The sequence below is a fragment of the Nonomuraea sp. C10 genome (assembly GCF_008017515.1).
GTDB classification, from domain to species: domain Bacteria; phylum Actinomycetota; class Actinomycetes; order Streptosporangiales; family Streptosporangiaceae; genus Nonomuraea; species Nonomuraea ferruginea.
In genome coordinates, this window is record NZ_VPFF01000001.1 from 4,531,137 (window position 1) to 4,551,841 (window position 20,705).

Annotated in this window: 20 protein-coding genes; 11 read left to right on the forward strand and 9 right to left on the reverse strand. The window is 72.0% G+C overall.

Annotated features, from left to right (window positions below):
• Nucleotides 1-63 precede the first annotated feature (63 nt).
• Nucleotides 64-1,413, forward strand: a complete 1,350-nt coding sequence (locus FR742_RS20840) for an FG-GAP-like repeat-containing protein (protein ID WP_148032491.1) — start codon at nucleotides 64-66, stop codon at nucleotides 1,411-1,413.
• 16 nt (nucleotides 1,414-1,429) lie between these two features.
• Here the strand turns inward: FR742_RS20840 and FR742_RS20845 are convergent, their stop codons facing one another.
• From FR742_RS20845 to FR742_RS20855, 3 genes are all read right to left on the reverse strand, one after another.
• A complete protein-coding gene (locus FR742_RS20845; RefSeq protein ID WP_148032492.1) occupies nucleotides 1,430-2,938 on the reverse strand; it encodes an alkaline phosphatase in 1,509 nt (502 codons plus the stop codon).
• 90 nt (nucleotides 2,939-3,028) lie between these two features.
• Nucleotides 3,029-3,607 carry an HAD family phosphatase gene (locus tag FR742_RS20850; RefSeq protein WP_148032493.1) on the reverse strand — a complete coding sequence of 193 codons (579 nt, stop codon included), beginning with the start codon at nucleotides 3,605-3,607 and terminating at the stop codon, nucleotides 3,029-3,031.
• The gene (locus tag FR742_RS20855) at nucleotides 3,604-4,410 is read right to left on the reverse strand and encodes a hypothetical protein (protein ID WP_148032494.1); all 807 of its coding nucleotides are present in this window, start codon (nucleotides 4,408-4,410) and stop codon (nucleotides 3,604-3,606) included. The genes FR742_RS20850 and FR742_RS20855 overlap by 4 nt, the downstream gene beginning before the upstream one ends.
• A 168-nt stretch (nucleotides 4,411-4,578) precedes the next feature.
• Here FR742_RS20855 and arfB point away from each other — a divergent pair, with 168 nt between their 5' ends.
• A complete protein-coding gene (gene arfB, locus FR742_RS20860) occupies nucleotides 4,579-4,986 on the forward strand; it encodes an alternative ribosome rescue aminoacyl-tRNA hydrolase ArfB (RefSeq protein WP_148032495.1) in 408 nt (135 codons plus the stop codon).
• Here arfB and FR742_RS20865 read toward each other — a convergent pair whose 3' ends face one another.
• From FR742_RS20865 to FR742_RS20875, 3 genes are all read right to left on the reverse strand, one after another.
• A complete protein-coding gene (locus FR742_RS20865) occupies nucleotides 4,987-5,520 on the reverse strand; it encodes an NADPH-dependent FMN reductase (RefSeq protein WP_187281238.1) in 534 nt (177 codons plus the stop codon).
• An 83-nt stretch (nucleotides 5,521-5,603) separates the two neighbouring features.
• Nucleotides 5,604-7,580, reverse strand: coding sequence for an AarF/ABC1/UbiB kinase family protein (locus tag FR742_RS20870; protein ID WP_148032497.1), 1,977 nt, complete (start codon nucleotides 7,578-7,580; stop codon nucleotides 5,604-5,606).
• Nucleotides 7,581-7,604: 24 nt separating this feature from the next.
• A complete protein-coding gene (locus tag FR742_RS20875) occupies nucleotides 7,605-8,528 on the reverse strand; it encodes an acyl-ACP desaturase (protein WP_148032498.1) in 924 nt (307 codons plus the stop codon).
• A gap of 81 nt (nucleotides 8,529-8,609) precedes the next feature.
• Here FR742_RS20875 and FR742_RS20880 point away from each other — a divergent pair, with 81 nt between their 5' ends.
• Entirely contained in the window at nucleotides 8,610-9,110 is a 501-nt protein-coding gene (locus FR742_RS20880) for an NUDIX domain-containing protein (RefSeq protein WP_148032499.1), read from the forward strand.
• Here FR742_RS20880 and FR742_RS20885 read toward each other — a convergent pair.
• Both FR742_RS20885 and FR742_RS20890 read right to left on the reverse strand, forming a co-directional pair.
• The gene (locus FR742_RS20885) at nucleotides 9,073-9,717 is read right to left on the reverse strand and encodes a hypothetical protein (protein ID WP_222709012.1); all 645 of its coding nucleotides are present in this window, start codon (nucleotides 9,715-9,717) and stop codon (nucleotides 9,073-9,075) included. The two genes, FR742_RS20880 and FR742_RS20885, sit on opposite strands and share 38 nt — an antisense overlap.
• Before the next feature lie 5 nt (nucleotides 9,718-9,722).
• On the reverse strand, nucleotides 9,723-10,478 hold the full coding sequence (locus FR742_RS20890; RefSeq protein WP_219544626.1) for an HAD-IIA family hydrolase: 756 nt from the start codon (nucleotides 10,476-10,478) through the stop codon (nucleotides 9,723-9,725).
• A gap of 100 nt (nucleotides 10,479-10,578) precedes the next feature.
• On the opposite strand from FR742_RS20890, the gene FR742_RS20895 reads away from it, so the two are divergent.
• The 8 genes from FR742_RS20895 to FR742_RS20930 all read left to right on the forward strand — a co-directional run bounded on the left by FR742_RS20895 (nucleotide 10,579) and on the right by FR742_RS20930 (nucleotide 19,553).
• Entirely contained in the window at nucleotides 10,579-11,790 is a 1,212-nt protein-coding gene (locus FR742_RS20895) for a M20 family metallopeptidase (protein WP_148032501.1), read from the forward strand.
• 34 nt (nucleotides 11,791-11,824) lie between these two features.
• Entirely contained in the window at nucleotides 11,825-12,748 is a 924-nt protein-coding gene (locus tag FR742_RS20900) for a zinc-dependent alcohol dehydrogenase family protein (protein WP_396989492.1), read from the forward strand.
• 163 nt (nucleotides 12,749-12,911) lie between these two features.
• Entirely contained in the window at nucleotides 12,912-14,735 is a 1,824-nt protein-coding gene (locus tag FR742_RS20905; RefSeq protein ID WP_148032503.1) for an ABC transporter substrate-binding protein, read from the forward strand.
• Between the two features lie 2 nt (nucleotides 14,736-14,737).
• Nucleotides 14,738-15,748, forward strand: a complete 1,011-nt coding sequence (locus FR742_RS20910) for an ABC transporter permease (protein WP_148032504.1) — start codon at nucleotides 14,738-14,740, stop codon at nucleotides 15,746-15,748.
• Complete coding sequence (locus FR742_RS20915; protein ID WP_261808644.1) at nucleotides 15,745-16,647, forward strand: ABC transporter permease; 903 nt, start codon at nucleotides 15,745-15,747, stop codon at nucleotides 16,645-16,647. The genes FR742_RS20910 and FR742_RS20915 overlap by 4 nt, the downstream gene beginning before the upstream one ends.
• Before the next feature lie 2 nt (nucleotides 16,648-16,649).
• Nucleotides 16,650-17,636, forward strand: coding sequence for an ABC transporter ATP-binding protein (locus FR742_RS20920; RefSeq protein WP_261808645.1), 987 nt, complete (start codon nucleotides 16,650-16,652; stop codon nucleotides 17,634-17,636).
• Entirely contained in the window at nucleotides 17,633-18,643 is a 1,011-nt protein-coding gene (locus FR742_RS20925) for an ABC transporter ATP-binding protein (RefSeq protein ID WP_148032505.1), read from the forward strand. Before FR742_RS20920 ends, FR742_RS20925 begins: the two co-directional genes overlap by 4 nt.
• Before the next feature lies 1 nt (nucleotide 18,644).
• Entirely contained in the window at nucleotides 18,645-19,553 is a 909-nt protein-coding gene (locus FR742_RS20930; protein WP_261808646.1) for a GNAT family N-acetyltransferase, read from the forward strand.
• A 2-nt stretch (nucleotides 19,554-19,555) separates the two neighbouring features.
• On the opposite strand, the gene FR742_RS20935 is transcribed toward FR742_RS20930, so the two are convergent.
• Nucleotides 19,556-20,668 (reverse strand): exo-beta-N-acetylmuramidase NamZ domain-containing protein, encoded by a 1,113-nt coding sequence (locus tag FR742_RS20935; RefSeq protein WP_148032506.1) that lies wholly within the window; start codon nucleotides 20,666-20,668, stop codon nucleotides 19,556-19,558.
• Nucleotides 20,669-20,705 lie beyond the last annotated feature (37 nt).

Here is a 20,705-nt window from a genome sequence, read left to right on the forward strand (position 1 = left end):
CTATCCTGGCACGTTCCCGGGGCGTTCAATCCGGGTTCGGCTGGGCGCGACATGACTTGAGGTGTGAATGTTCTGCTCTCCGCGTGCCTGATTCTGCCCCTCGTCACCGGTACGGGAGCGTCGCTCCCGGCGTGTTCCGGCGCCCCCTCCGACTTCGACGGCGACGGCCGTCCGGACCTGGCCGTGGCCGCCCCGTACGACGACCGGCGGGCGGGTTCCGTGACCATCCTGTACGGGTCGGGACGCGAACAGCGGCTGGCCCAGGACGAGCCCGAGCCGGGTGACGCGTTCGGCGCGTCGCTGGCCGTGGGCCACTTCGACGGCGACCGGTGCGCCGACCTGGCGGTGGGGGTATCGGACGAGTTCCTCGGCGACCGGGTGCCCGGCGCGGACGGGAACGGGGTGGTGCGGCTCTACCACGGCTCCCCCGGCGGGCTGCGGCCCGGCGAGGAACTGTCGCTGCACGAACCGTCGAGCGACCGGTTCGGGGCGTCGCTGGCCGCCGGCGACTTCGACGGCGACGGCCGGGACGAGCTGGCCGTGGGCGCTCCCGGGCGCGGCCGGGGCGGCGGGGTGACGGTGTACTGGATGAAGGGGCGCGACCCGTACCCGATCACCCAGCGCACCGGCTGGGTGCGGCAGGCGGCGCGATCCACCGACGGGTGGGGCGAGACGCTCGCCGCGGGCGACTTCGACGGCGACGGGCGCGACGAGCTGGTGGTGGGCGCGCCCGCCGACACGGTCACCAAGGACGGCCAGGGCTCGGTCACCGTGCTGGACCCCCGCCGGCGGCGGGCGCTGCGGCTGACCCAGAGCTCGCCGGGGGTCGCCGGCTCGGCGGAGAAGTGGGACGCGTTCGGCGCGGCGCTGGCGACCGGCGACTTCGACGGCGACGGGCGCGACGACCTGGCCATCGGCGTCCCTGGCGAGGGGCTCACCGCCGGGCAGCGGGCGATGGACTACGGCGACGGCGCCCTGCACGTGGTGTACGGGACCCGGAACGGGCTGCGCGGCGCCCGGTCGGAGATGTGGACGCAGCGGCTGCTGAAGGGCGAGCCGCGCTACTACGACCGGTTCGGGGCGTCGCTGGCGGCGGGCGACCTCGACGGCGACGGGGACGACGAGCTGGCGGTGGGGGTGCCCGGCGAGGACTCGGTGCAGGTGATGCCGGGCTCGCCGCGGGGCGGCCTGTCCCGGTACGGGGACGTACGGATCAAGGAGAAGGGCAGCACGGTGTCGGTGCTGCCCGCGCCGGGCGGAGGGCCCGCCACGCTGGTGGTGGCCGCGCCGGGCAGGGGCGTCGTGACGTCCCTGCCGGGGAGGCGCGGCGAGGGGGCGGCGCCGCGGTTCGGCAGGGCGCGCGAGATGGGCTCCGGCGAAGGGTTGTACGGATACGCGCTGGGCGCCCGGTGACCGGCGGCCGCGGCGTTCAGGCCGACTCGGCCGGGATGGTGGTGCGGTGGGAGGTGCGGGCGGGGGCGCCGCGGCGGGAGACGTAGTCCAGGGTGCGGAAGTCGACCGACAGCTCGTCGCCCGTCAGGCGGGCCATGAGGTACCCGCGCCGCTGGTCCATGTACGAGATGTGCGGGTTCTCCGCGAGGGACTCGGCGATCCAGGTGCGGTCGCGGTAGCCGTCGCCGTCGCTGGCGATGGAGGTGGCGATCAGTTCGCGGGCCACCACGGGCGCGTCCGGGTCGTCGAAGTCGGTCTTGAGGTCGGCCAGGTGGTGCATGTGGGCGTCGCCGGTGAGGACGACGGGGTTGGCGGTGCCGGACAGGGCGTTCAGCACGCGGGTGCGCTCGGGGGCGTAGCCGTCCCAGGAGTCGAGGTTGACGTCCCGTCCCGGGCCGGAGCGGAAGTCGCGGTGGGTCATCATGATCTGCTGGCCGAGCAGGTTCCAGCGGGTGCCGGAGCCCTGGAGGCCGTCCTCCAGCCAGCGCCACTGGCCGTCGCCGAGCAGGGTGCGCCCGGTGGACAGGCGCTCGTCGCAGCCGGAGCGCACGCCGTCGCCGCAGGCCTGGTCGTCGCGGAACTGCCGGGTGTCGAGCAGGTGGAAGCGGGCGAGCGAGCCCCAGGAGACGCGCCGGTTCACCTGGATGGCGGCGCCGCGCAGGCTGCCGCGGCGCAGCGGCATGTTCTCGTAGTAGGCGCGGAAGGCGGCGGCCCTGCGCCGGGCGAAGGCGGGGGCGCCGGTGCTGGAGACGGGGCCGGCCCAGTTGTTCTCCACCTCGTGGTCGTCGAACGCCACCAGCCAGGGGGCGGCGGCGTGCGCGGCCTGGAGGTCGTGGTCGCTCTTGTACTGGGCGTGCCGCAGCCGGTAGTCGGCCAGGGTGGCGCACTTGCCGGGGGTGTGGGTGCGGACCCGCTTCCCGGACAGCGCAGTGTAGCCGCTCGGCGCGTACTCGTACAGGTAGTCGCCGAGAAACACCACCAGGTCGGGCTCCTGCTCGGCCAGGCGCCGGTAGGCGGTGTAGAAGCCGTGCTCGAAATGGGCGCAGGCGGCGACGGCGAAGGCCAGCGGCGTCTCCACGCCGGCGGCGGGCGTGGTCCTGGTGCGGCCCTCGGGTGAGAGCCGGCCTTCGGCGCGGAAGCGGTAGAAGTACTCCCTGCCGGGGTCCAGGCCCTCGACCTCGACGTGCACGCTGTGGGCGTCGCGGGCGCGGGCGGTGACCGTACCGGAGGTGACGATCTCGGAGAAGCGCTCGTCGGCGGCGAGCTGCCAGCCGACGTCGACGTCGCGGGAGGGCATGCCGCCGAGGCCGGCGCCGCCGAGCGGGTCGGTGGCCAGGCGGGTCCAGAGCACGACCCCGCCGGGGGACGGGTCTCCGGAGGCGACGCCGAGGGTGAACGGGTCGGCTCTGAGCGTTCTGGGCGACGTGCCGGCCCGCGGGGCGAGGAGGCCCGCGGCGGCCGCGGTCAGGAAGGATCTGCGGTCCACGCTCCAGGTATGTCCGCACCCGCTGACCAGGCTGTGAAAGCGGCGTCAAAGGGGGATGAACAACACCCGTCGCCCTCCTCCGGCCCCGGCTCACTCCAGGTGGGCGCGGAGGGCCGGGGCGCCGGTGTAGCGGACCGCCCGCATGCCGGCCGCGCGGGCGCCCTCGACGTTGTCCTCGCGGTCGTCGACGAAGAGCACGTCGGCGGGGTCGGCGGCGAGCTCGGCGGCGACGTGCTCGTAGATCCGCCGGTCGGGTTTGACCAGGCCGAGCCGGGCGCTGTAGAAGCGGTGCGGGATGGCGGCGATCCAGGGCAGCTCGTCCAGGGCGTCGGCGACGCAGGCGGGCGCGTTCGACAGCAGGGCGACGTCGCGGCCCTGCTCCAGCAGCTCGCGCAGGATCGCCAGGGAGCCCTCGTCGGGGTGCGACCAGCTGGCCGCGTCCATGGCGATCAGCCGGTCGAGCTCGGCCGCGGACAGGGACCGGCCCGCGGCCTTCGCCCAGTACTCGGCCGGGCCGAGGGCGCCCCGGTCGAACTCCAGCCGGTGGGCCCAGTATTCACGCAGGAACTCGGCGGGGTCGGCGCCGGCGGCACGGGCCATGGCCTCTGCCTCGGCGACCGGCTGGGCGAGGGACAGGACGTTGCCGTAGTCGAAGAGGATCCATCTCATCCGAGGAATGGTCGCAGATGCGGCCCGAGCGCCGGGCAGCCGAGGTACTTCTCGGCGGTGTGGAAGTCGATCCAGTCGAGGTTGACCAGCTCCTCGGCGTCGACGCCGGTGAAGCAGCCGGCCAGCGCGGGTGGGATGGCCGCGATGTCGTCCTTGTCGGCGATGTTCACCCAGCGCCGCACGCCCTTGGGCCGCTCGCCGCGGCCGTTGACCGGGGCGGGCAGCAGCCGCTCGAAGATCACCTCGCGCATGCCGAGCGGGCTGCCCAGCGTGATGAGCAGGTCCGTCTCCAGGTCGGGATAGGCCCAGAAGGTCTCGTACGTGACGACGCTGCCGAGAGAGTGGGCGATGACCACCCTGGGCCGGTTGCGGCGGATGGTGTCGGCGACCGCCCCCCTGACCCGCTCGCGCCTGCCCTGGTCGGTGAGGTACGCGGCGACCTCGGGGGCGAACAGCTCGGCGAACGCGGCCGACCGGCCCTCCAGCCGGGACAGCACCCAGGCGGTGAACGACCTCAGCGTGCCGGTGACGTACTCGCCGAAGCCGAGGTTCGCGGCCCAGCCCGCCGCCTCGCCGCGGGCGGCCCGCAGCGGGGCCGCGCGCGTTGCGGCGGGGTCGCGGAGCAGGTGGGAGAAGTACGCGACCTCGCTGAAGTACGTCCTGGCCGGGCCGCCGAGCGAGGCGTGCAGGTAGCGGTCCCACTTCTCGCGCATGGCCGTGGCCGCCCCGGCGGCGGACCCGCCCGCCCTGAGGTAGTAGTCGTACTTGCCGATGCCGTGCACGCCGACGATGCCTGCCGTCATGACTCCCCCAGGTGATGGATGCGCGATAGTGGCATACGCCGCTTGCGGGGCGCCGTCAACCCCGCGGAATCACGCACATACCGGGGATGTTGGGGGTATGACAGGAAATGTCGTTGCCCGGCACTCCCGCCCGTCTATACGTTGACCGTGCACAGAGGAAGGATCGTCATGCCCGCCACGCTGGTCGTCAACGACTCGGTCGTCATCCCCGACGCCGAGCTCGTCTGGCGTTTCTCCCGGTCCTCGGGCCCGGGCGGGCAGGGGGTCAACACCACCGACAGCCGGGTGGAGCTGACCTTCGACGTGGCGTCCAGTACGGCGCTGCCGCCCGCGCTGAAGGCCCGCGCCCTGGAGCGGCTCGGCTCGCCGACGATCACGATCGCCGCCTCCGAACACCGTTCCCAGCTCCGCAACAGGGAGGCCGCGCAGCAGCGGCTGGCGCAGCGGATCCGTGAGGCCATCGCGCCGCCGCCCAAGCGCAGGCGCCCCACCAAGCCGACCCGCGGCTCGGTCGAGCGCCGCCTGGCGGGCAAGAAGCAGCGCTCCGAGGTGAAGCGGCTGCGCCGCGATCTTTGATCAGACCGACAGCACCGGTTCGCGCAGGTGCGCCTGGCACAGCTGCCCGACCGTCTCGCACACCTGGGCGCGCAGGTCGCGGGCCCAGAGCCGGCCGTCGTCGTCGAAGTGCGGGCACACGGGCGAGATCACCAGCTCGGACCCGACGGCCACCGCCCCCGCGCCCAGCAGCTCCTTGTAGAGCTCGGCCTGCGCCCACATGGCGCCGCACGCGCGGGCGCTGGCGCACATGACGGCCACGTGCTTGCCGTCCAGCGCGCCGGCCCGCGCCATCCAGTCGAGGGCGTACTCCAGCTCCACCGGCAGCAGGCTGTGCTCGGGCGCGGTGAGCACCAGCGCGTCCGACTCCCCCACCAGCGCGAGCAGCTCGCGGACCACCGAAGGGGCCGGTCCCGGCTCGTGCGGGGGCACCTCGTGCAGGCGGGGCCACGCCTCGAGATCGGCGCCCGGCGGCAGTTCGCAGCGGATGGCGTCGAGGAGCCGGTTGACGTACGAACCCGCGTGGAGGCTGGCGGCGATCCCGATGATTTTCACCCACTGCTCCCCAAGGGGTCTTGTGTACGGCTGATGGGTCAGAAACCTGCCCGATGCCGTGGTTGTCCAAGACCATCCCTAAGTCAAGAGGATGTACGTTTCGCCGGAGTGTCCCGAGGGCGGCGGAAGATCAGAATCAGCACGCGCAGGACGAGCACGGCGCTGATCACCAGCAGGTTGTAGCCGATGAGCTGGAACAGCGTCATGCCGAGCTCCTCGCTGGCCACCGGCCCGCCGTCGACGCCGAGCAGGATGACGGCCATCAGCCCGGCGGTCGCGCCGAGCACGGTGAGCAGCACCTGGTGCAGCAGCCCGGTCAGGAAGCCGCGGTCGCGCTCGTCGGCCAGCAGCCGGACGTTGAGGCCGAGCCTGCCGTGCTCGGCGGCGCTGGCGATGCGCTCCACGCGCCGCGGCAGGCGGCGCAGCATCGGCAGCAGGGCGGCCAGTTCCTGCGCGGCCGCCTCCTTGAGGTTGCCGCCGTCGAACTGCTCGGACAGGTAGCGGCCGGCGAAGGCACGGGCCTCGCTCATCAGGTCGAAGCCGGGTGAGAGCCGCACGAGCGTGCCCTCCAGCGTCGCCAGCGCCCTGAAGACGGCGGCCACCTCGGGCGGGATCGAGAGCCCGTACGAAGAGACGATCTTGAACAGGTCGGTGAACATCCGCATGCTGTCGAGGCCCGGCCCCAGGTACTTGGCCATGAACTGGCCGAGCGCCCGCTCCAGCGCCGGCTCGTCGATGTCCTCCGGCCTGGGCACCACCTCCAGCAGGGCGTCGGTCACCGCGAGCGGGTCCTGCCGGTTCATGGCGAGCAGGAAGCGCTGCAGCGCGGCGCGGGCGGAGGCGTCGAGGCGGCCGACGGAGCCGAAGTCGAGCAGGCCCAGCGTGCCGTCGTCGAGCAGCATGAGGTTGCCCGGATGCGGATCGGCGTGGAAGACGCCCTCGACGAGGATCTGCCGCAGCAGGCAGTCGAGCAGGTCGCGGGCCAGGCGGGGGCCCTGCTCGGGGGTGGCGGCGGTGACGGGCTTTCCGACCAGGCGCTGCATGACCAGGACCCGCTCGGTGCAGAGCGCGCCGACCGGGGTGGGATAGGTGACGCCGCCGTCGGAGGCGGCGACGGCGGCCATGTTGGCGGCCTCGACGCGGAAGTCCAGCTCCTCCCTGATCGCCACCGCGAACCCCTCGGCCAGGTCGCGCACGCCGAGCCCGCGACCCCACCGGGTGCGTGACTCCAGGGTGACGGCCAGGCGGCGGACGATGTCGAGATCCCTGGCCACGGTGCGGCCGATGCCCGGCCGCCGCACCTTGACCACGACGTCCTCGCCGGTGCGCAGCCGGGCGGTGTAGGCCTGCGCGATCGAGGCGGCGGCGAGCGGGGTGCGGTCGAAGGCGGCGAACACCTCCTCGACGGGCCCGCCCAGCTCGGCGCGGAGCACCGGCTCGACGAGCTCCCACGGCTCGGCCGCCACCTGGTCCTGCAGCCGGCCCAGCTCCTCGATGAACTCGGGCGGCAGCAGGTCGCGCCGGGTCGACAGCACCTGCCCCAGCTTGACGAAGGTGACGCCGCCGTCGTCGAGCGCGAGCCGCAGCGAGCGGGCCAGTCGCACGGCGCCGGTGTGGTCCTCCGGCCGGTCGCCGCGCCCGCGCAGGTACGGGCCGAGCCCGTGTCTGACGGCGATCCGGGTGATCTCGGAGTAGCGCCTGGCCCGCGACAACCGGCCGCGCAGCGACCTGACCAGCTCCAGCGGCCCGGGGATCGACCCCGTGGGCACCAGCGCCTCGGCGACGACCAGGATGACCATCGGGATGAGCACGATGCACATCACGACCAGGATCAGCACCCACAGCGGGCCGAGGCCCACGTCCCGCGTGCCGTCCATCTGCGGAAAAGGGCTCAGGATCGGCGTGGTCAGCGGCCCGGCCAGCGAGAACGCCAGGAGGGCCGCCAGGAAGGTGCGCACCGCGCCGAACCGGACGCCGAGCAGACGCTGGGCGGCCGCGGCCAGCGCGATCACCATGACGATCGTGACGACCGCGACGACGAGCGTGACGGGGAGATCCATGGGGACGAATCATCCCATGCTGGATCAGCCTCTGGCTCGGGCCCTGCGCTCCTCGCGGCGGGCGACGAACCGGGCGGCCGTCTCGTCGGTCCTCTGCAGGAACTCCGACAGCTCCTCGCGGGCCCGCTCGCCCTCGGGGCCGAGGCCGGTCTTGTCGAACACGGACCACTGCCGCAGCACCGGCATGAGCACGTCGTCGAGGTGGAGGCGCAGGTCGTAGATGCCCTCGTGGGCGATGGTCATCGCCATGCGGGTGAAGCCGGCGATGTTGGAGCCGGGCATCTGGAAGGTGGTCACCACGTCGGTGACGGCCCGCATGGTCTGGTCGGGGTCGAGCTCGAAGGCCGCCTTGAGCAGGTTGCGGTAGAAGAGCATGTGGAGGTTCTCGTCGGCGGCGATGCGGGCGAGCAGGCGCTCGCAGCCCTCGTCACCGGAGGCCGTGCCGGTGTTGCGGTGCGCGATGCGGGTCGCCAGCTCCTGGAAGGAGACGTAGGCGAGCTGCTGCAGCATCGTGCCGTAGTCGGTCATGAAGCCGCTCTGCATGTGGGCCATGCGGGCGCGCTCCAGTTTGACCGGGTCGACGGCGCGGGTCACGGTCAGGTAGTCGCGGATCGCGGTGCCGTGGCGATCCTCCTCGGCCGTCCAGCGGTGCACCCACGTGCCCCAGGCGCCGTCGCGGCCGAAGGTGGTGGCGATCTCGTGGTGGTAGCTGGGCAGGTTGTCCTCAGTCAGGAGGTTGACGATGAGCGACACGCGGGCCGGCTCGGGCAGCTTGGAGTCGCCCTCCTGCCAGGCCTCACCACCGTAGGGGCCGTCGAAGTCGCGCCCCTCGCTCCACGGAACGTACTCGTGGGGGAACCACTCCTTGGCCATCTTCTCGTGGCGGTCGAGCTCACCTGCCACGATCGGCTCGAGCTCGTGGAGCAGTTGCGTCTGCGTCATCGGCATGAAGGGATCCTCTCCTCCTCAAGGTTACGGCACCGTAGGTTAGGGTACCCCAGGGACGCCCAGGTGAAATATGGTGTCCTCATGCGACCCAGCGTCCGGGGCCTGCTCCTCGACGACGACGAGCACCTGGTGATCTTCCGCCGCACGGTGCCGGGCCGCGCCGTCTACTGGTCGGTGCCCGGCGGTCACGTCGAGCCCGGCGACGCCACGCTCGAACACACCCTCCGCCGCGAGCTGCTGGAGGAGCTGGGCGCGACGGTCTCGGCCGTGACGCCGCTGACCACGGTCAGCTATCCGTGGGAGGGCGGGGTGAAGACCCAGCACGTGTACGGGTGCCGCCTGGTGGCGATGGACCCCGCGCTGCGCCACGGGCCCGAGCTCGACGACCCGGGCCGTGGCGTCTACGAGGTGGAGCGGCTGCCGCTGGAGCGCGAGGAGATCACCTCCCGCCACGTGGTCCCCGAGGCGGTGGCCGCCTATCTGTCCGGCCACATCGAGGCGCTGCCCCGGCTCATCGAGGATCGTCCCCCCGCCGGCGCGGCCGTCAGCGACGGTCCTCGATCTCCCACAGATGGTCGATGACGTGCCAGGCGAGGCGGCGCCGGGCGTAGGCGGGCGGCCAGGCGGTCTCCACCGGCGGCCGCCACGGGCGCGAGAGCACCTCGGCCAGCTCGGCGCGGAGCGCGTCCACGTCGGCGCGTGACCGGTAGGGCTTGTGGCGCACCCCGACCTGCCGGGCGTAGGCGCGCTCGGAGTCCTGCAGGTGGTTCACCATCTTGGTCAGGTCGCGCCCGCCGCCGCGCGGCCCCTTGCGCAGCTCTTCCGGCGACTCCCCCGCCACCTCGTCGAAGAGCTCCCAGGCGGCCCGCAGCAGCGCCACCTCGCGCCGGGCGGTCTCCTCGCCGACCGGCTCCAGGTCCTGCTCCGGGACGGTCTCGGGAGCGCCGAAGTCGGTCGTCGTGCCGCCGCGCACCCGGGCGACGACCTCGGGCTCGCCGGGGTCGAAGGCCAGGCCGGCCCGCTCGGCGATCACGCGGTAGCGCGGGGCGTACTCCATCAGCCGGTCGATCGCGGCCTCCCCGCCCTTGGCCACCCGGCACCAGCCGGGCCAGGCGAACGAGCAGGCGAAGACCTTCTTCGGCCCTTCTTCCAGGTAGATCCGGGTCATGGCGGCAAGCCTGCCACCCATACCTGTCAGTCTCCGGCAGGTTCCACCAGATCGACGAGGTCGGCGACCGAGTCGACGATGAGCGACGGACGGAAGGGGAAGCGGTCGACCTCGTGACGCTGGGTGACGCCGGTCAGCACGAGGATGGTGAACAGCCCGGCCTCCATGCCGCACACGATGTCGGTGTCCATCCGGTCGCCGATCATCGCGGTGGTCTCGCTGTGGCCGCCGATCTCGTTGAGCGCGCTGCGCATCATCCGCGGGTTGGGCTTGCCGACGAAGTACGGCTGCACCCCGGTGGCGCGAGTGATCATGGCCGCGACGGCGCCGCAGGCGGGCAGCGACCCCTCGGTGGACGGGCCGATCGGGTCCGGGTTGGTGGCGATGAACCGGGCGCCGCCCTCGATGAGCCTGATCGCGCGGGTGATCTGGGTGAAGCTGTAGGTGCGGGTCTCGCCCAGCACGACGTAGTCGGGGTCGAGGTCGGTGAGCACGTAACCGGCTCCGTGCAGGGCGGTGGTCAGCCCGGCCTCGCCGATGACGTAGGCGGAGCCGCCGGGCCGCTGGTCGTCCAGGAACTGGGCGGTGGCCAGCGCGGAGGTGTAGATGGACTCGGCGGGCACGTCGAGCCCGGCCGCGGCCAGCCGCACCGACAGGTCGCGCCGGGTGTAGATGGAGTTGTTGGTCAGCACCCGGAACCGCTTGGAGGAGTCGCTGAGCCGCTTGATGAAGGTGTCGGCGCCGGGCACCGGCCGCCCTTCGTGCACCAGGACCCCGTCCATGTCGGACAGCCAGAAGTCGATCCGCTTACGCTCGGTCACCGGATCATCCTAGCGAGTGCGGCATATCGACTTCTCAACCGGTGCATGAAGAATGTGACTCATGTCGTTCACCGAAGCCGCACAGGACATGCGGGACGAGCTCGTCCGGCTGCGCCACTCGCTGCACACCACGCCGGAGATCGGCCTGACGCTGCCCCGTACCCAGGAGAAGGTGCTGGCGGCCCTCGACGGGCTGCCCCTGGAGATCACCCTGGGCAAGGCGCTCAGCTCGGTGACCGCCGTCCTGCGGGGCGGCCGGCCGGGACCGGCCGTGCTGCTGCGCGGCGACATGGACGCGCTGCCCGTCGCCGAGCGCAACGACCTGCCGTACATCTCCCAGGTCGAGGGACGGATGCACGCGTGCGGGCACGACCTGCACACGACCATGCTGGCAGGCGCGGCGCACCTGCTGAGCGCGCGCCGCGAGGAGCTGGCCGGAGATGTGATCTTCATGTTCCAGCCGGGCGAGGAGGGGCAGCACGGCGCCAGGCACATGATCGAGGAGGGGGTGCTGGACGCCGCCGGCGACCGGCCGGTGGCCGCGTACGGGATGCATGTCGTCTCCTCGATCCTGCCGGCGGGCGTGTTCGCCTCGCGGCCGGGGCCGATCATGTCGGCGGCCGACGTGTTCGAGGCCACGGTGAAGGGGCGCGGCGGGCACGGTTCCACCCCGCACCTGGCGCGTGACCCGATCCAAGCCGGGTGCGAGATGGTGACGGCGATGCAGACCATGGTCACCCGGACGTTCGACGCGTTCGACCCGGTGGTGGTGACCGTCGGCAGCTTCCACGGCGGGTCGGCCGACAACGTCATCCCGGACGAGGCAAGATTCGAGGCGACGGTCCGGACGTTCAGCGCGGGCAACCGGGCCCTGGCCAAGCGGCGCCTGGTCGAGGTGGTGGAGTCCATCGCGGCGGCGCACGACCTGAAGGTGGAGGCGTCGATCCGCATGGGCTATCCGGTGACGGTCAACGACGCCGCCGAGGCGGCGTTCGCGGGCGCCGCGGTGGACGAGCTGTTCGGTCCCGGCCGCTACGTCGTCGCGCCGAATCCGGCCATGGGGTCGGAGGACTTCTCGTACGTGCTGCAGGAGGTGCCGGGGACGTTCGTGTTCCTGGGCGCCTGCCCGCCCGGCCGCGACCCGGCGACCGCGCCCTACAACCACTCCCCCGAGGCGCTGTTCGACGACTCCGTGCTGCCCGACGGGGCGGCCCTGTACGCCTCGCTGGCCCACAGGCGTTTGGCGGCGGCCGATGCGGGCCTGGGCGGTTGACCGGCCGGGGCCTATCGCGTCCCGGCCGCTGGTCATGGCGGAGCGCCCGGTGCCCGAGCCGGGCCCGGGCGAGGTGCTGGTGCGGGTGGAGGTGTGCGGCGCCTGCCGCACCGACCTCCACCTGGCCGAGGGCGACCTGCCGCCCCACCGGCCGCTGACCACGCCCGGCCACCAGGTGGTCGGGCGGGTGGTGCGGCCCGACGGGAGCGACGGGGAGCGGGTCGGGGTGGCCTGGCTGCGCTCGACCTGCGGGAGGTGCCGCTACTGCCGGCGCGGCGTGGAGAACCTGTGCCCGGAGTCCACGTACACGGGCTGGGACGCCGACGGCGGCTTCGCCGACTACCTGACGGCGCCGCGCGACTACGTCTACCCGCTGCCTGACGACGTGCCGGCCGAGCGGCTGGCGCCGCTGCTGTGCGCGGGCATCATCGGCTACCGCGCGCTGCTCCGCAGCGACCTGCCCGAGGGCGGGCGGCTGGGCATCTACGGGTTCGGCGCGTCGGCCCATCTGACCGCCCAGGCGGCCATCGCCATGGGCGCGGTCGTGCACGTGGTCACCCGCGCCGCCCGTCACCGGGAGCTGGCGCTCGAACTGGGCGCGGCCTCGGCCGGGGACCGGCCGCCCGAGCCGCTCGACTCGGCCATCCTGTTCGCGCCGGTCGGCGACCTGGTGCCGCCCGCGCTGGAGGCGCTGGACCGGGGCGGCACGCTCGCCGTCGCCGGGATCCACCTGAGCGACATCCCGCCGCTTGACTACGACCGCCATCTCTTCCGGGAGCGGACGCTGCGCAGCGTCACGGCCAACACCCGGGCGGACGGGCGCGCGTACCTGGAGCTCGTGCGCGAGCACCCGCCGCAGGTCAGTAGCGTGGCATACACGTTCGAAGAGGCCGGCAGGGCACTCTCGGACATCGCGCGCGACCGGGTCAAGGGCGCCGCCGTCATTCTCGTGGGCTGACGAGCCCGAGGCCTGTGGAGACAAACGCCGTCACGAGCACCTATGAAGGAAAGTTACATTAGCCTCACAACCACTGGAGATTATTGACGCACTCACCGCCTGACCGTAGGGTCCGGTCAATCCCACAGATCCTCATCAGGTCCGAACTTCCCCGGAGCGGTACATGAAGCGACTAGCAGCTGTAGTGGCGTTGCTGGGCCTTACCGCCGTCACAGCAGCGTGCAGTGGCAGCGGCACCCCCACCAATCAGTCCTCTTCGGGCGGCGGTGGCGGCGGGCTCTTCACCACGATCGACGTGAACAGGCCGGGCATCGACGCGAGCGGCCCCGCGAACCCGTACAACCCGAAGGGCAACTCCTTCCTCGGGTACAACGCGATGAAGCTCGCATGGGTCAAGAACCACCTGACCGACCCGAACCAGTTCTACCCGGGCATCGCCGAGAGCTGGGAGATCGCCCCGGACAACTCCGCGATCACCATCAAGCTGCAGCCGAACAACAAGTGGTCCGACGGCAAGCCGGTGACCGCCGAGGACGTCAGGCTGTCCATCGGCATCGCCTACACGCAGGGCAGCACCGCCTTCGCGATCACCCCCGGCGCGGCGGGCGCGGCGGCCGACGTCGAGGTCGTCGACGACAAGACGGTCAAGGTCACGCAGGACATGACCAACCCCAGCAGCAAGTTCGCCCGCGGCGTGCTCGACACCTTCGTGGCCCCCGCGCACATCTGGGGCAGCGTGCTGCCGGCCGACTTCTGGGACAAGCTCAAGACCTCGCGCGGTGAGGGCGCGGACGCCGAGAAGGCCCGCGAGGAGATCACCGCCCTGGGCGAGAAGATCATCACCTTCGCCCCCGAGAAGGACGTCTCCGCCGGCCCCTTCATCCTGGAGCGGGTCAACCCCGGCGAGGCGCTGCTGGTGAAGAACAAGGAGTTCTACAACGCCGCCAACGTCGCCCCGGACCAGGTGAAGTTCCTCAACTACACCGGTAACGAGCAGATCTGGAACTACCTGATCTCCGGCAAGCTGGACCACGCGGGCTTCACCGCCGCCCCGGCCGACGTGATGAACCGGATCAAGCAGGCGCCCGGCACCAACATCATCAAGGGCTTCTCGCCGGTGGCCGTCGGCATGGCGTTCAACCAGACCAAGAAGCCGTACGACAATGTGCACGTGCGCCGCGGCCTGGCCTACCTGATCGACCGCGCCGAGGTCACCAAGGTCGCCTCGCCCGAGGGCGGCAACGCCGCGGTGACCACCTCCGGCATCCACCAGAAGCCGGCCCAGGAGTGGCTGGGCGCCGAGCTGAACAGCCTGGAGCCGTACAACCCCGACCCGGCCAAGGCCGAGGAGGAGTTCAAGGCCGCCGGGCTGCAGAAGAAGGACGGCAAGTGGGCGCTGGCCGACGGCAGCCCCTGGAAGGTCACCATGACCGCCCCGTCCGGCTTCTCCGACTGGATCTCCGCGCAGGAGAACATCAAGGGCCAGCTCGTCGAGGCGGGCGTGGACGCCGAGGTCGTCACCGTCGCCGACTACCCGCTGTACCTGGAGGAGATCGCGGCCGGCAAGTACGACGTCGGCTTCTGGCTGATCGCGCTCGGCCCCGCGCCGTACGACATCTACCAGCGTCTCTACGGCGCCTCCAACGGCTGGACCAACGTGGCCGGCAAGATCAAGCACGCCGAGCCGGGCAAGAGCGGCAACTGGATGGGCGGCGCGGAGAAGGTCGAGGTCGACGGCACCGAGATCAACCCGGGTGAGCTCACCGGCAAGCTGAACTCGGTCAGCGCCGAGGAGGCCAAGCCGATCATGCTCCAGCTGGCCAAGGCCGCCAACCAGGACCTGCCGGTCATCCAGCTGTGGGACTACGTGAACACCCAGTTCACCAACACGAGCCGGTTCACCGGCTTCCCCGAGCAGGAGAGCGACCTGCTCCGCCTGCCCGCCGGAGTCTGGATCCAGCTCGGCATGGTCAAGAAGACTCAGTAGGCATGACGGTCATCGCACGACGTCTCGCGGGCCACCTGGCCCGCGGGATCGTCATGATTCTCGTCGTCGCCACGATCAGCTTCTTCATCGTCCGCAACATCCCCGGCGACCCGGTGGCGGCGCGCTACCAGAAGCTGCTGGAGCAGGGCATGTCGCCGGAGGCGGCCGAGCGCGCCACGGCCGTGATGTACGGGTTCCTGCCCGAGGGCACGCTGTGGCAGCAGTACACGGACTACATGGCGGGCCTGTTCAGGTTCGACCTCGGCGTGTCCGTCACCCACCCCGGCTCCCCCGTGACCTCGGTGCTCGGCGAGGCCGCCAAGTGGACCGTTCTACCGGTGCTGGCCGGCACGCTGCTGAGCTTCCTGGTGGGCGTGATCATGGGCGTGTACGCGGCCATCAAGCGCTCCGGCAAGCTCGGCGACTTCCTGGCCATCTCCGGCTCGCTGCTGCACGGCGTGCCGCAGTACGTGCTGGCGCTGCTGATGGGCGCCATCTTCACGACGCTGATCCCGATCCTGCCGCAGGGCGGCACCGCCGACATCCTGTTCGAGCCCGGGTTCAACGCCGGCTACATCGGCTCGCTGATCGAGCACGCCACGCTGCCTGTCGTGACGTACGCGCTGGCCAGCTACGGAGGCTGGATCCTGGCCATGAAGTCGAGCGTGGTCACCGTGCTGGGCGACGACTTCATCCTGGCGGCCGAGCTGCGCGGGATGCGACGGTCGATCATCTTCAGGTACGTGGCGCGCAACGCGATCCTGCCGCTGTTCACGATCCTGGCGCTCTCGCTCGGCCTGCTGTTCGGTGGCGCGATCTTCATCGAGAAGATCTTCAACTACCCGGGGCTCGGGTTCCTGCTCATCGACAGCGTCGTCAACCGCGACTACGCGCTGATGGGCGGCGCGTTCCTGCTGATCACGGCGGCGATCATCGTGGCCAACATCCTGGCCGACCTGTTCTACACGGTCATCGACCCGCGGGTCCGCTCCGGTGAGGAGGCGTCGGCGTGAGCAGCGCGATCCTGGAGACCACCAGCACGGCGGCGACCATGCGCCGCAACTTCTGGCGCGGCGTCTGGCGGGTGATGAAGCGCAAGCCCAGCCGCCTGGTCGGCGCCGTCATCGTGCTCGGCTTCACGTTCATGGGCGTGTTCGGGCCGATGTTCTACCCCGAGGTGCTGCCGCGCGACACGAGCCAGCTGTACGCGCCGATGAGCGCCGAGCACTGGTTCGGCACCGACGGGCAGGGCCGCGACGTGCTCGCCCAGGTCATCACCGGCTCCCGGTACGTGCTGCTGAGCGCGCTGGTCACCGCGGTGATCACGGTCGTGCTCGGCACCGCGATCGGGCTGTTCTCCGGCTTCAAGCGGGGCCGCTGGGACACCGTGCTCATGCGGCTGACCGACATGAAGCTGACCATCCCCGGGCTGCCGCTGCTGCTCGTGCTCTCCACCGTGTGGTCGTTCGGCAGCGCGCTGGAGATGGGGCTGCTGCTGGGGCTGCTCGGCTGGGGCGGCGTGGCGCGGGCGGTGCGCTCGCAGACGCTGTCGCTGCGCGAGCGCGGCTTCATCGAGGCGGCGCGCGGGCTCGGCCTGTCCACCACCCACATCGTGGGCAAGGAGCTGCTGCCGAGCATGGCCCCGTACATCGCGATGAACATGCTCATCGCGGTCACCGGCGCCGTGTACGCGCAGGTGGGCCTGTTCTTCCTGGGCGTGCTCCCGTACGAGGCGGACAACTGGGGCGTCATGCTCAACCTGTCCGTGTTCGGCGGCGGGGCGCTGACCACGACCGCCGCGCTGCCGTACATGCTGGCGCCGCTGCTGGCGATCCTGCTGCTCACGCTCGGCATCGTGCTCGTGGTCGACGCCATGGACGAGATCTTCAACCCCCGGCTGCGTGAGGAGTAGGAGTGCCAGGACAAGCGCCGGGAGTGCGCATCGACGGCCTGACGGTCGTCTACAAGACACCCGCGGGCGAGCTGCCCGCCGTACGGGACGTGGCGCTGACGCTGGAGCCCGGTACGATCACCGGCATCGTCGGGGAGTCCGGCTCGGGCAAGTCGACGCTGGCGCTGTCGCTGCTGAACGCGGTGCAGCCGCCCGGCCGCATCGCGGCGGGCAGCGTGGACATCGACGGGCTCGGCGACGTGGTCGGGCTGCGCGGCGAGGAGCTGCGCAAGGCGCGCGGCAAGCACGTCGGCTACGTCTTCCAGGCCGCCCAGAACTCCCTCAACCCGCTCAAGACGGTCGGCAAGCAGGTGCTCGACCTGGGCCGCTCGCACGGCGTGGAGGACCTGCGCGGCCTGGTCCGCGACGCCAGGGAGCTGCTCGGCCGGATGGGCCTGGACGGGGCGCGGGTGCTCGACTCGCACCAGCACGAGCTGTCGGGCGGCATGCGCCAGCGCGTCGGCATCATGCTGGCGCTGGTGCTCAACGCCCACCTGGTGGTGCTGGACGAGCCGACCACCGCGCTCGACATGATCACCCAGGCGAACATCCTGAAGATCGTCCGCGAGGTGCACGCCGAGCGCGGCCTCACCACGCTGGTGATCACCCACGACATCGGGGTGGTGGCCGAGGTCGCCGACCGGCTCGCGGTCATGTACGGCGGCAGGCTGGTCGAGCAGGGGCCGACCAGGCAGGTGCTCGGCGACCCCCGCCACCCCTACACCAAGGGCCTGATCAGGGCCATCCCCAGGCTGACCGGCGACATCGCCGAGGCGCGGGCGCTGCCCGGCCGGCCGCCGACGCTGACGACCGTGCCCGAGCGGGGCTGCGTGTTCAGGGACCGGTGCGAGCTGCGGATGGACGTCTGCGACACCGACGACCCCGCGGCCGTCGCGCACGGGGACCGGATCGTGGCCTGCCACGCGGTGAAGGTGAGGGAGCACGCGTGATCACCGGAGAAGGCATCGTCAAGACCTTCAAGCAGCGCGGCAACGTGCTCGGCGCACGCGAGGTGCGGGCGCTGCGCGGGGTGGACTTCGCCATCCCCAAGGGCGGCGCGGCCTCGTTCATCGGCGAGTCCGGATGCGGCAAGACGACGCTGGGCCGGATCATCGCCGGCCTGGAGACCTACGACGAGGGCGAGCTGACGCTGGACGGCGTGCCCATGTCGTCGCTGAAGCCCAAGCAGCGCCAGCCGCACTTCCGCAAGATCCAGCTGATCCACCAGGACCCGTACTCGGCTCTGAACCCGACCCGCACCATCCACCAGACGCTGAACGCCCCGCTGACCCTGCGCGCCAAGCAGACCGGCCGGTCCAAGGCGTGGATCGAGGAGCGGGCCGCCGAGGTGCTGTCGATGGTCGGGCTCGACCCGGCCAGCGTGCTGGCCCGCTACCCGCATCAGCTGTCGGGCGGCATGCGGCAGCGCGTGGTCATCGCGCGGGCGCTGACCGTGGACCCGGAGATGCTGGTCGCCGACGAGGCCGTGTCGATGATCGACGTCTCGCTCCGGCTGGGCATCCTGGCGCTGCTGAAGGACCTGCGCGAGCGGCTCGGGGTGGCGGTGCTGTTCATCACCCACGACGTGGCCACCTCGCGCTACATCGGCGACGACGGCGAGCTGTACGTGATCTACCGGGGTCAGGTCGTGGAGCGGGGGCCGGTGGACACGGTGATCGCCGACCCGGTGCATCCGTACACGCAGTCGCTGCTGTCGGCGATCCCGGTGCTGCACGGCCTGGAGCGGCCCGGCGAGCAGCCGGTGACGCCGGTGGAGTCGATGGAGGCCGGGCAGGACGAGTCGGGCTGCCTGTTCGCGCCGCGCTGCCCGTTCCGCGGCGAGCGCTGCGCGGACGAGCGCCCCCTGCTGCAGGTGACGGAGGGCATCCCGCAGGAGCACGCCTGCTTCTACCCGGAGCGGCGCAGCGTCGTGGCCCGCCCGATGAGCGAGGTGTGAGGTGACCTCCCACCCCACCGGCCCGGAGACAGGAGAGGTCCGGGTGCTGCGCAAGCTGCGCGGCGCCGATCTGGCGCGGGCCGCCGAGGTGGCGCGGGCGGCGCTCGTCCATGACGCGGAAGAGGCCGGGGCGCTGGTGGAGAGGCTGGCCGCGCCGCCGGCCAACCGCCGCTGGGCCGCGCTGGTGACCGGCGGCGGCCTCGCCATGGCGTCGATGTCCACCGCGGACCCGGCCGTCGGCCACGTCGACCTCATCGCCGTACACCCCGATCACCAGGGCCTGGGCGGCGGCCGGGCGCTGCTGCGCGCGGCCGAGGAGTGGCTGCGCGGCCAGGGCGCCCGCCGGGTCCGCCTGGCCGGGAACCCGCCCTGCTACGCCTGGCCCGGCATCGACGTGCGGTACACGCCCGCCGCCTGCCTGGCCGAGAGCCTCGGCTACGAGCTCGACCGCACGGCCTGGAACATGACCGCGGACTTGGACACAGACCTGGACACAAACCTGGACGTGCGGGCCGACGTGGAGCGCCTGGCCAAGATCGGCATCGAGGTCCGCGCGGCCGGCGGCGACCGGGAGCGGGTGGCGGAGTTCGCCCGTGAGCACTGGAACGACGCCTGGGCCTGGGAGGCCGTCAACGCCTCCGGCCTGCACTACGCCGAGCGCGACGGCCGCGTGCTGGCCTTCGCCGCCTGGGGCACCCGCCCGTCCTGGTTCGGTCCGATGGGCACCGCGCCCGAGGCCCGCGGCACCGGCCTGGGCCGGGTGCTGCTCCGGCTCTGCCTGGCCGACATGCGCGCGGCCGGGCAGCGGACCGCCCAGATCGGCTGGGTCGGCCCGCTGCGGTTCTACGCGCGCGGCGTCGGCGCCCGCGCCGAGCGCGTCTTCTGGCTGTACGGGCGCGAACTGGCGTGAAGTCAGCCGTAGAGGAGAGGTCCGTCAGGGGGAGCGGGCTCGGCGCACAGGCCGCGCGGATCCTCCCCGGCGTCCAGGCACCTGGTCAGGCTGCCGGACCCCCACAGGTGGTCCATGAACTGCTCCGGCCCCCGCCACTCCAGGTGCCCCGGGTAGAGCGTGCGCGCCACGTGCAGCATGCTCACCCCGGTCAGCACCGGCCGGAACGCCTCCGGGTCGTGCACGTGCAGCTGAACTCCCCGTACCGGGAGGCCGGCGTGCTTGTGGAAGGTGGGCGTGAACCACGTCTCCCTGAACCGCACGCCGGGCAGGCCGAGCGCGGCCAGCGCGGGGGCGAACCGCTCGTCGGCGTAGGGGGCGCCGACGAGCTCGAAGGGCCGGGTGGTGCCGCGGCCCTCGGAGAAGTTCGTGCCCTCGAACAGCCCGGTCCCCGGGTAGACGAGCGCGGTGTCGGGGGTGGGCATGTTGACCGACGGCATCACCCAGGGCAGGCCGGTGGCCGCGAACGTCATGTCGCGCCGCCAGCCCTCCATGGTGACCACGCGCAGGTCGGCGTCGAAGCCGAACAGCGTGGCCAGCTCCCCCGCGGTCCTGCCGTGGCGCAGCGGCAGCGGGAAGCGGCCCACGAAGCTGGCGAACGCCGGGTCGAGCGGCGGGCCCTCGGTGACGGTCCCGCCGAGCGGGTTCGGCCGGTCCAGCACGACGAACCGCAGGCCCAGCCGGGCGGCCGAGGCGAGCAGGTCGTACATCGTCCAGACGTAGGTGTAGAAGCGGGCTCCCACGTCCGCGATGTCGAACACCAGCGTGTCCACGCCGGAGCGCTCCACCAGCTCGTCCAGCGCCTCGCCCTCGGTCTTGTGCGTGTCGTATACCGGCAGCCCGGTCCTGGCGTCCACCGCGTCGCCCTCGCTGAAGCCGGCCTGCGCGGTGCCGCGGACGCCGTGCTCGGGACCGAACAGCGCCGTCAGCGGCACTCCGGCCGCCAGCAGCGCGTCCGCGGTCGGGGTCAGATCGGGCAGGACCCCGGTGGGGTTGGTGATGAGGCCGAGGCGCGTCCCGCCGGCCAGCGACGGATCCGCGGCCAGCCGTTCGGCTCCGGTGCGTACGTATGACATGAACCCATTGTCTGAAAGATATTTACAAGAGAGAAGT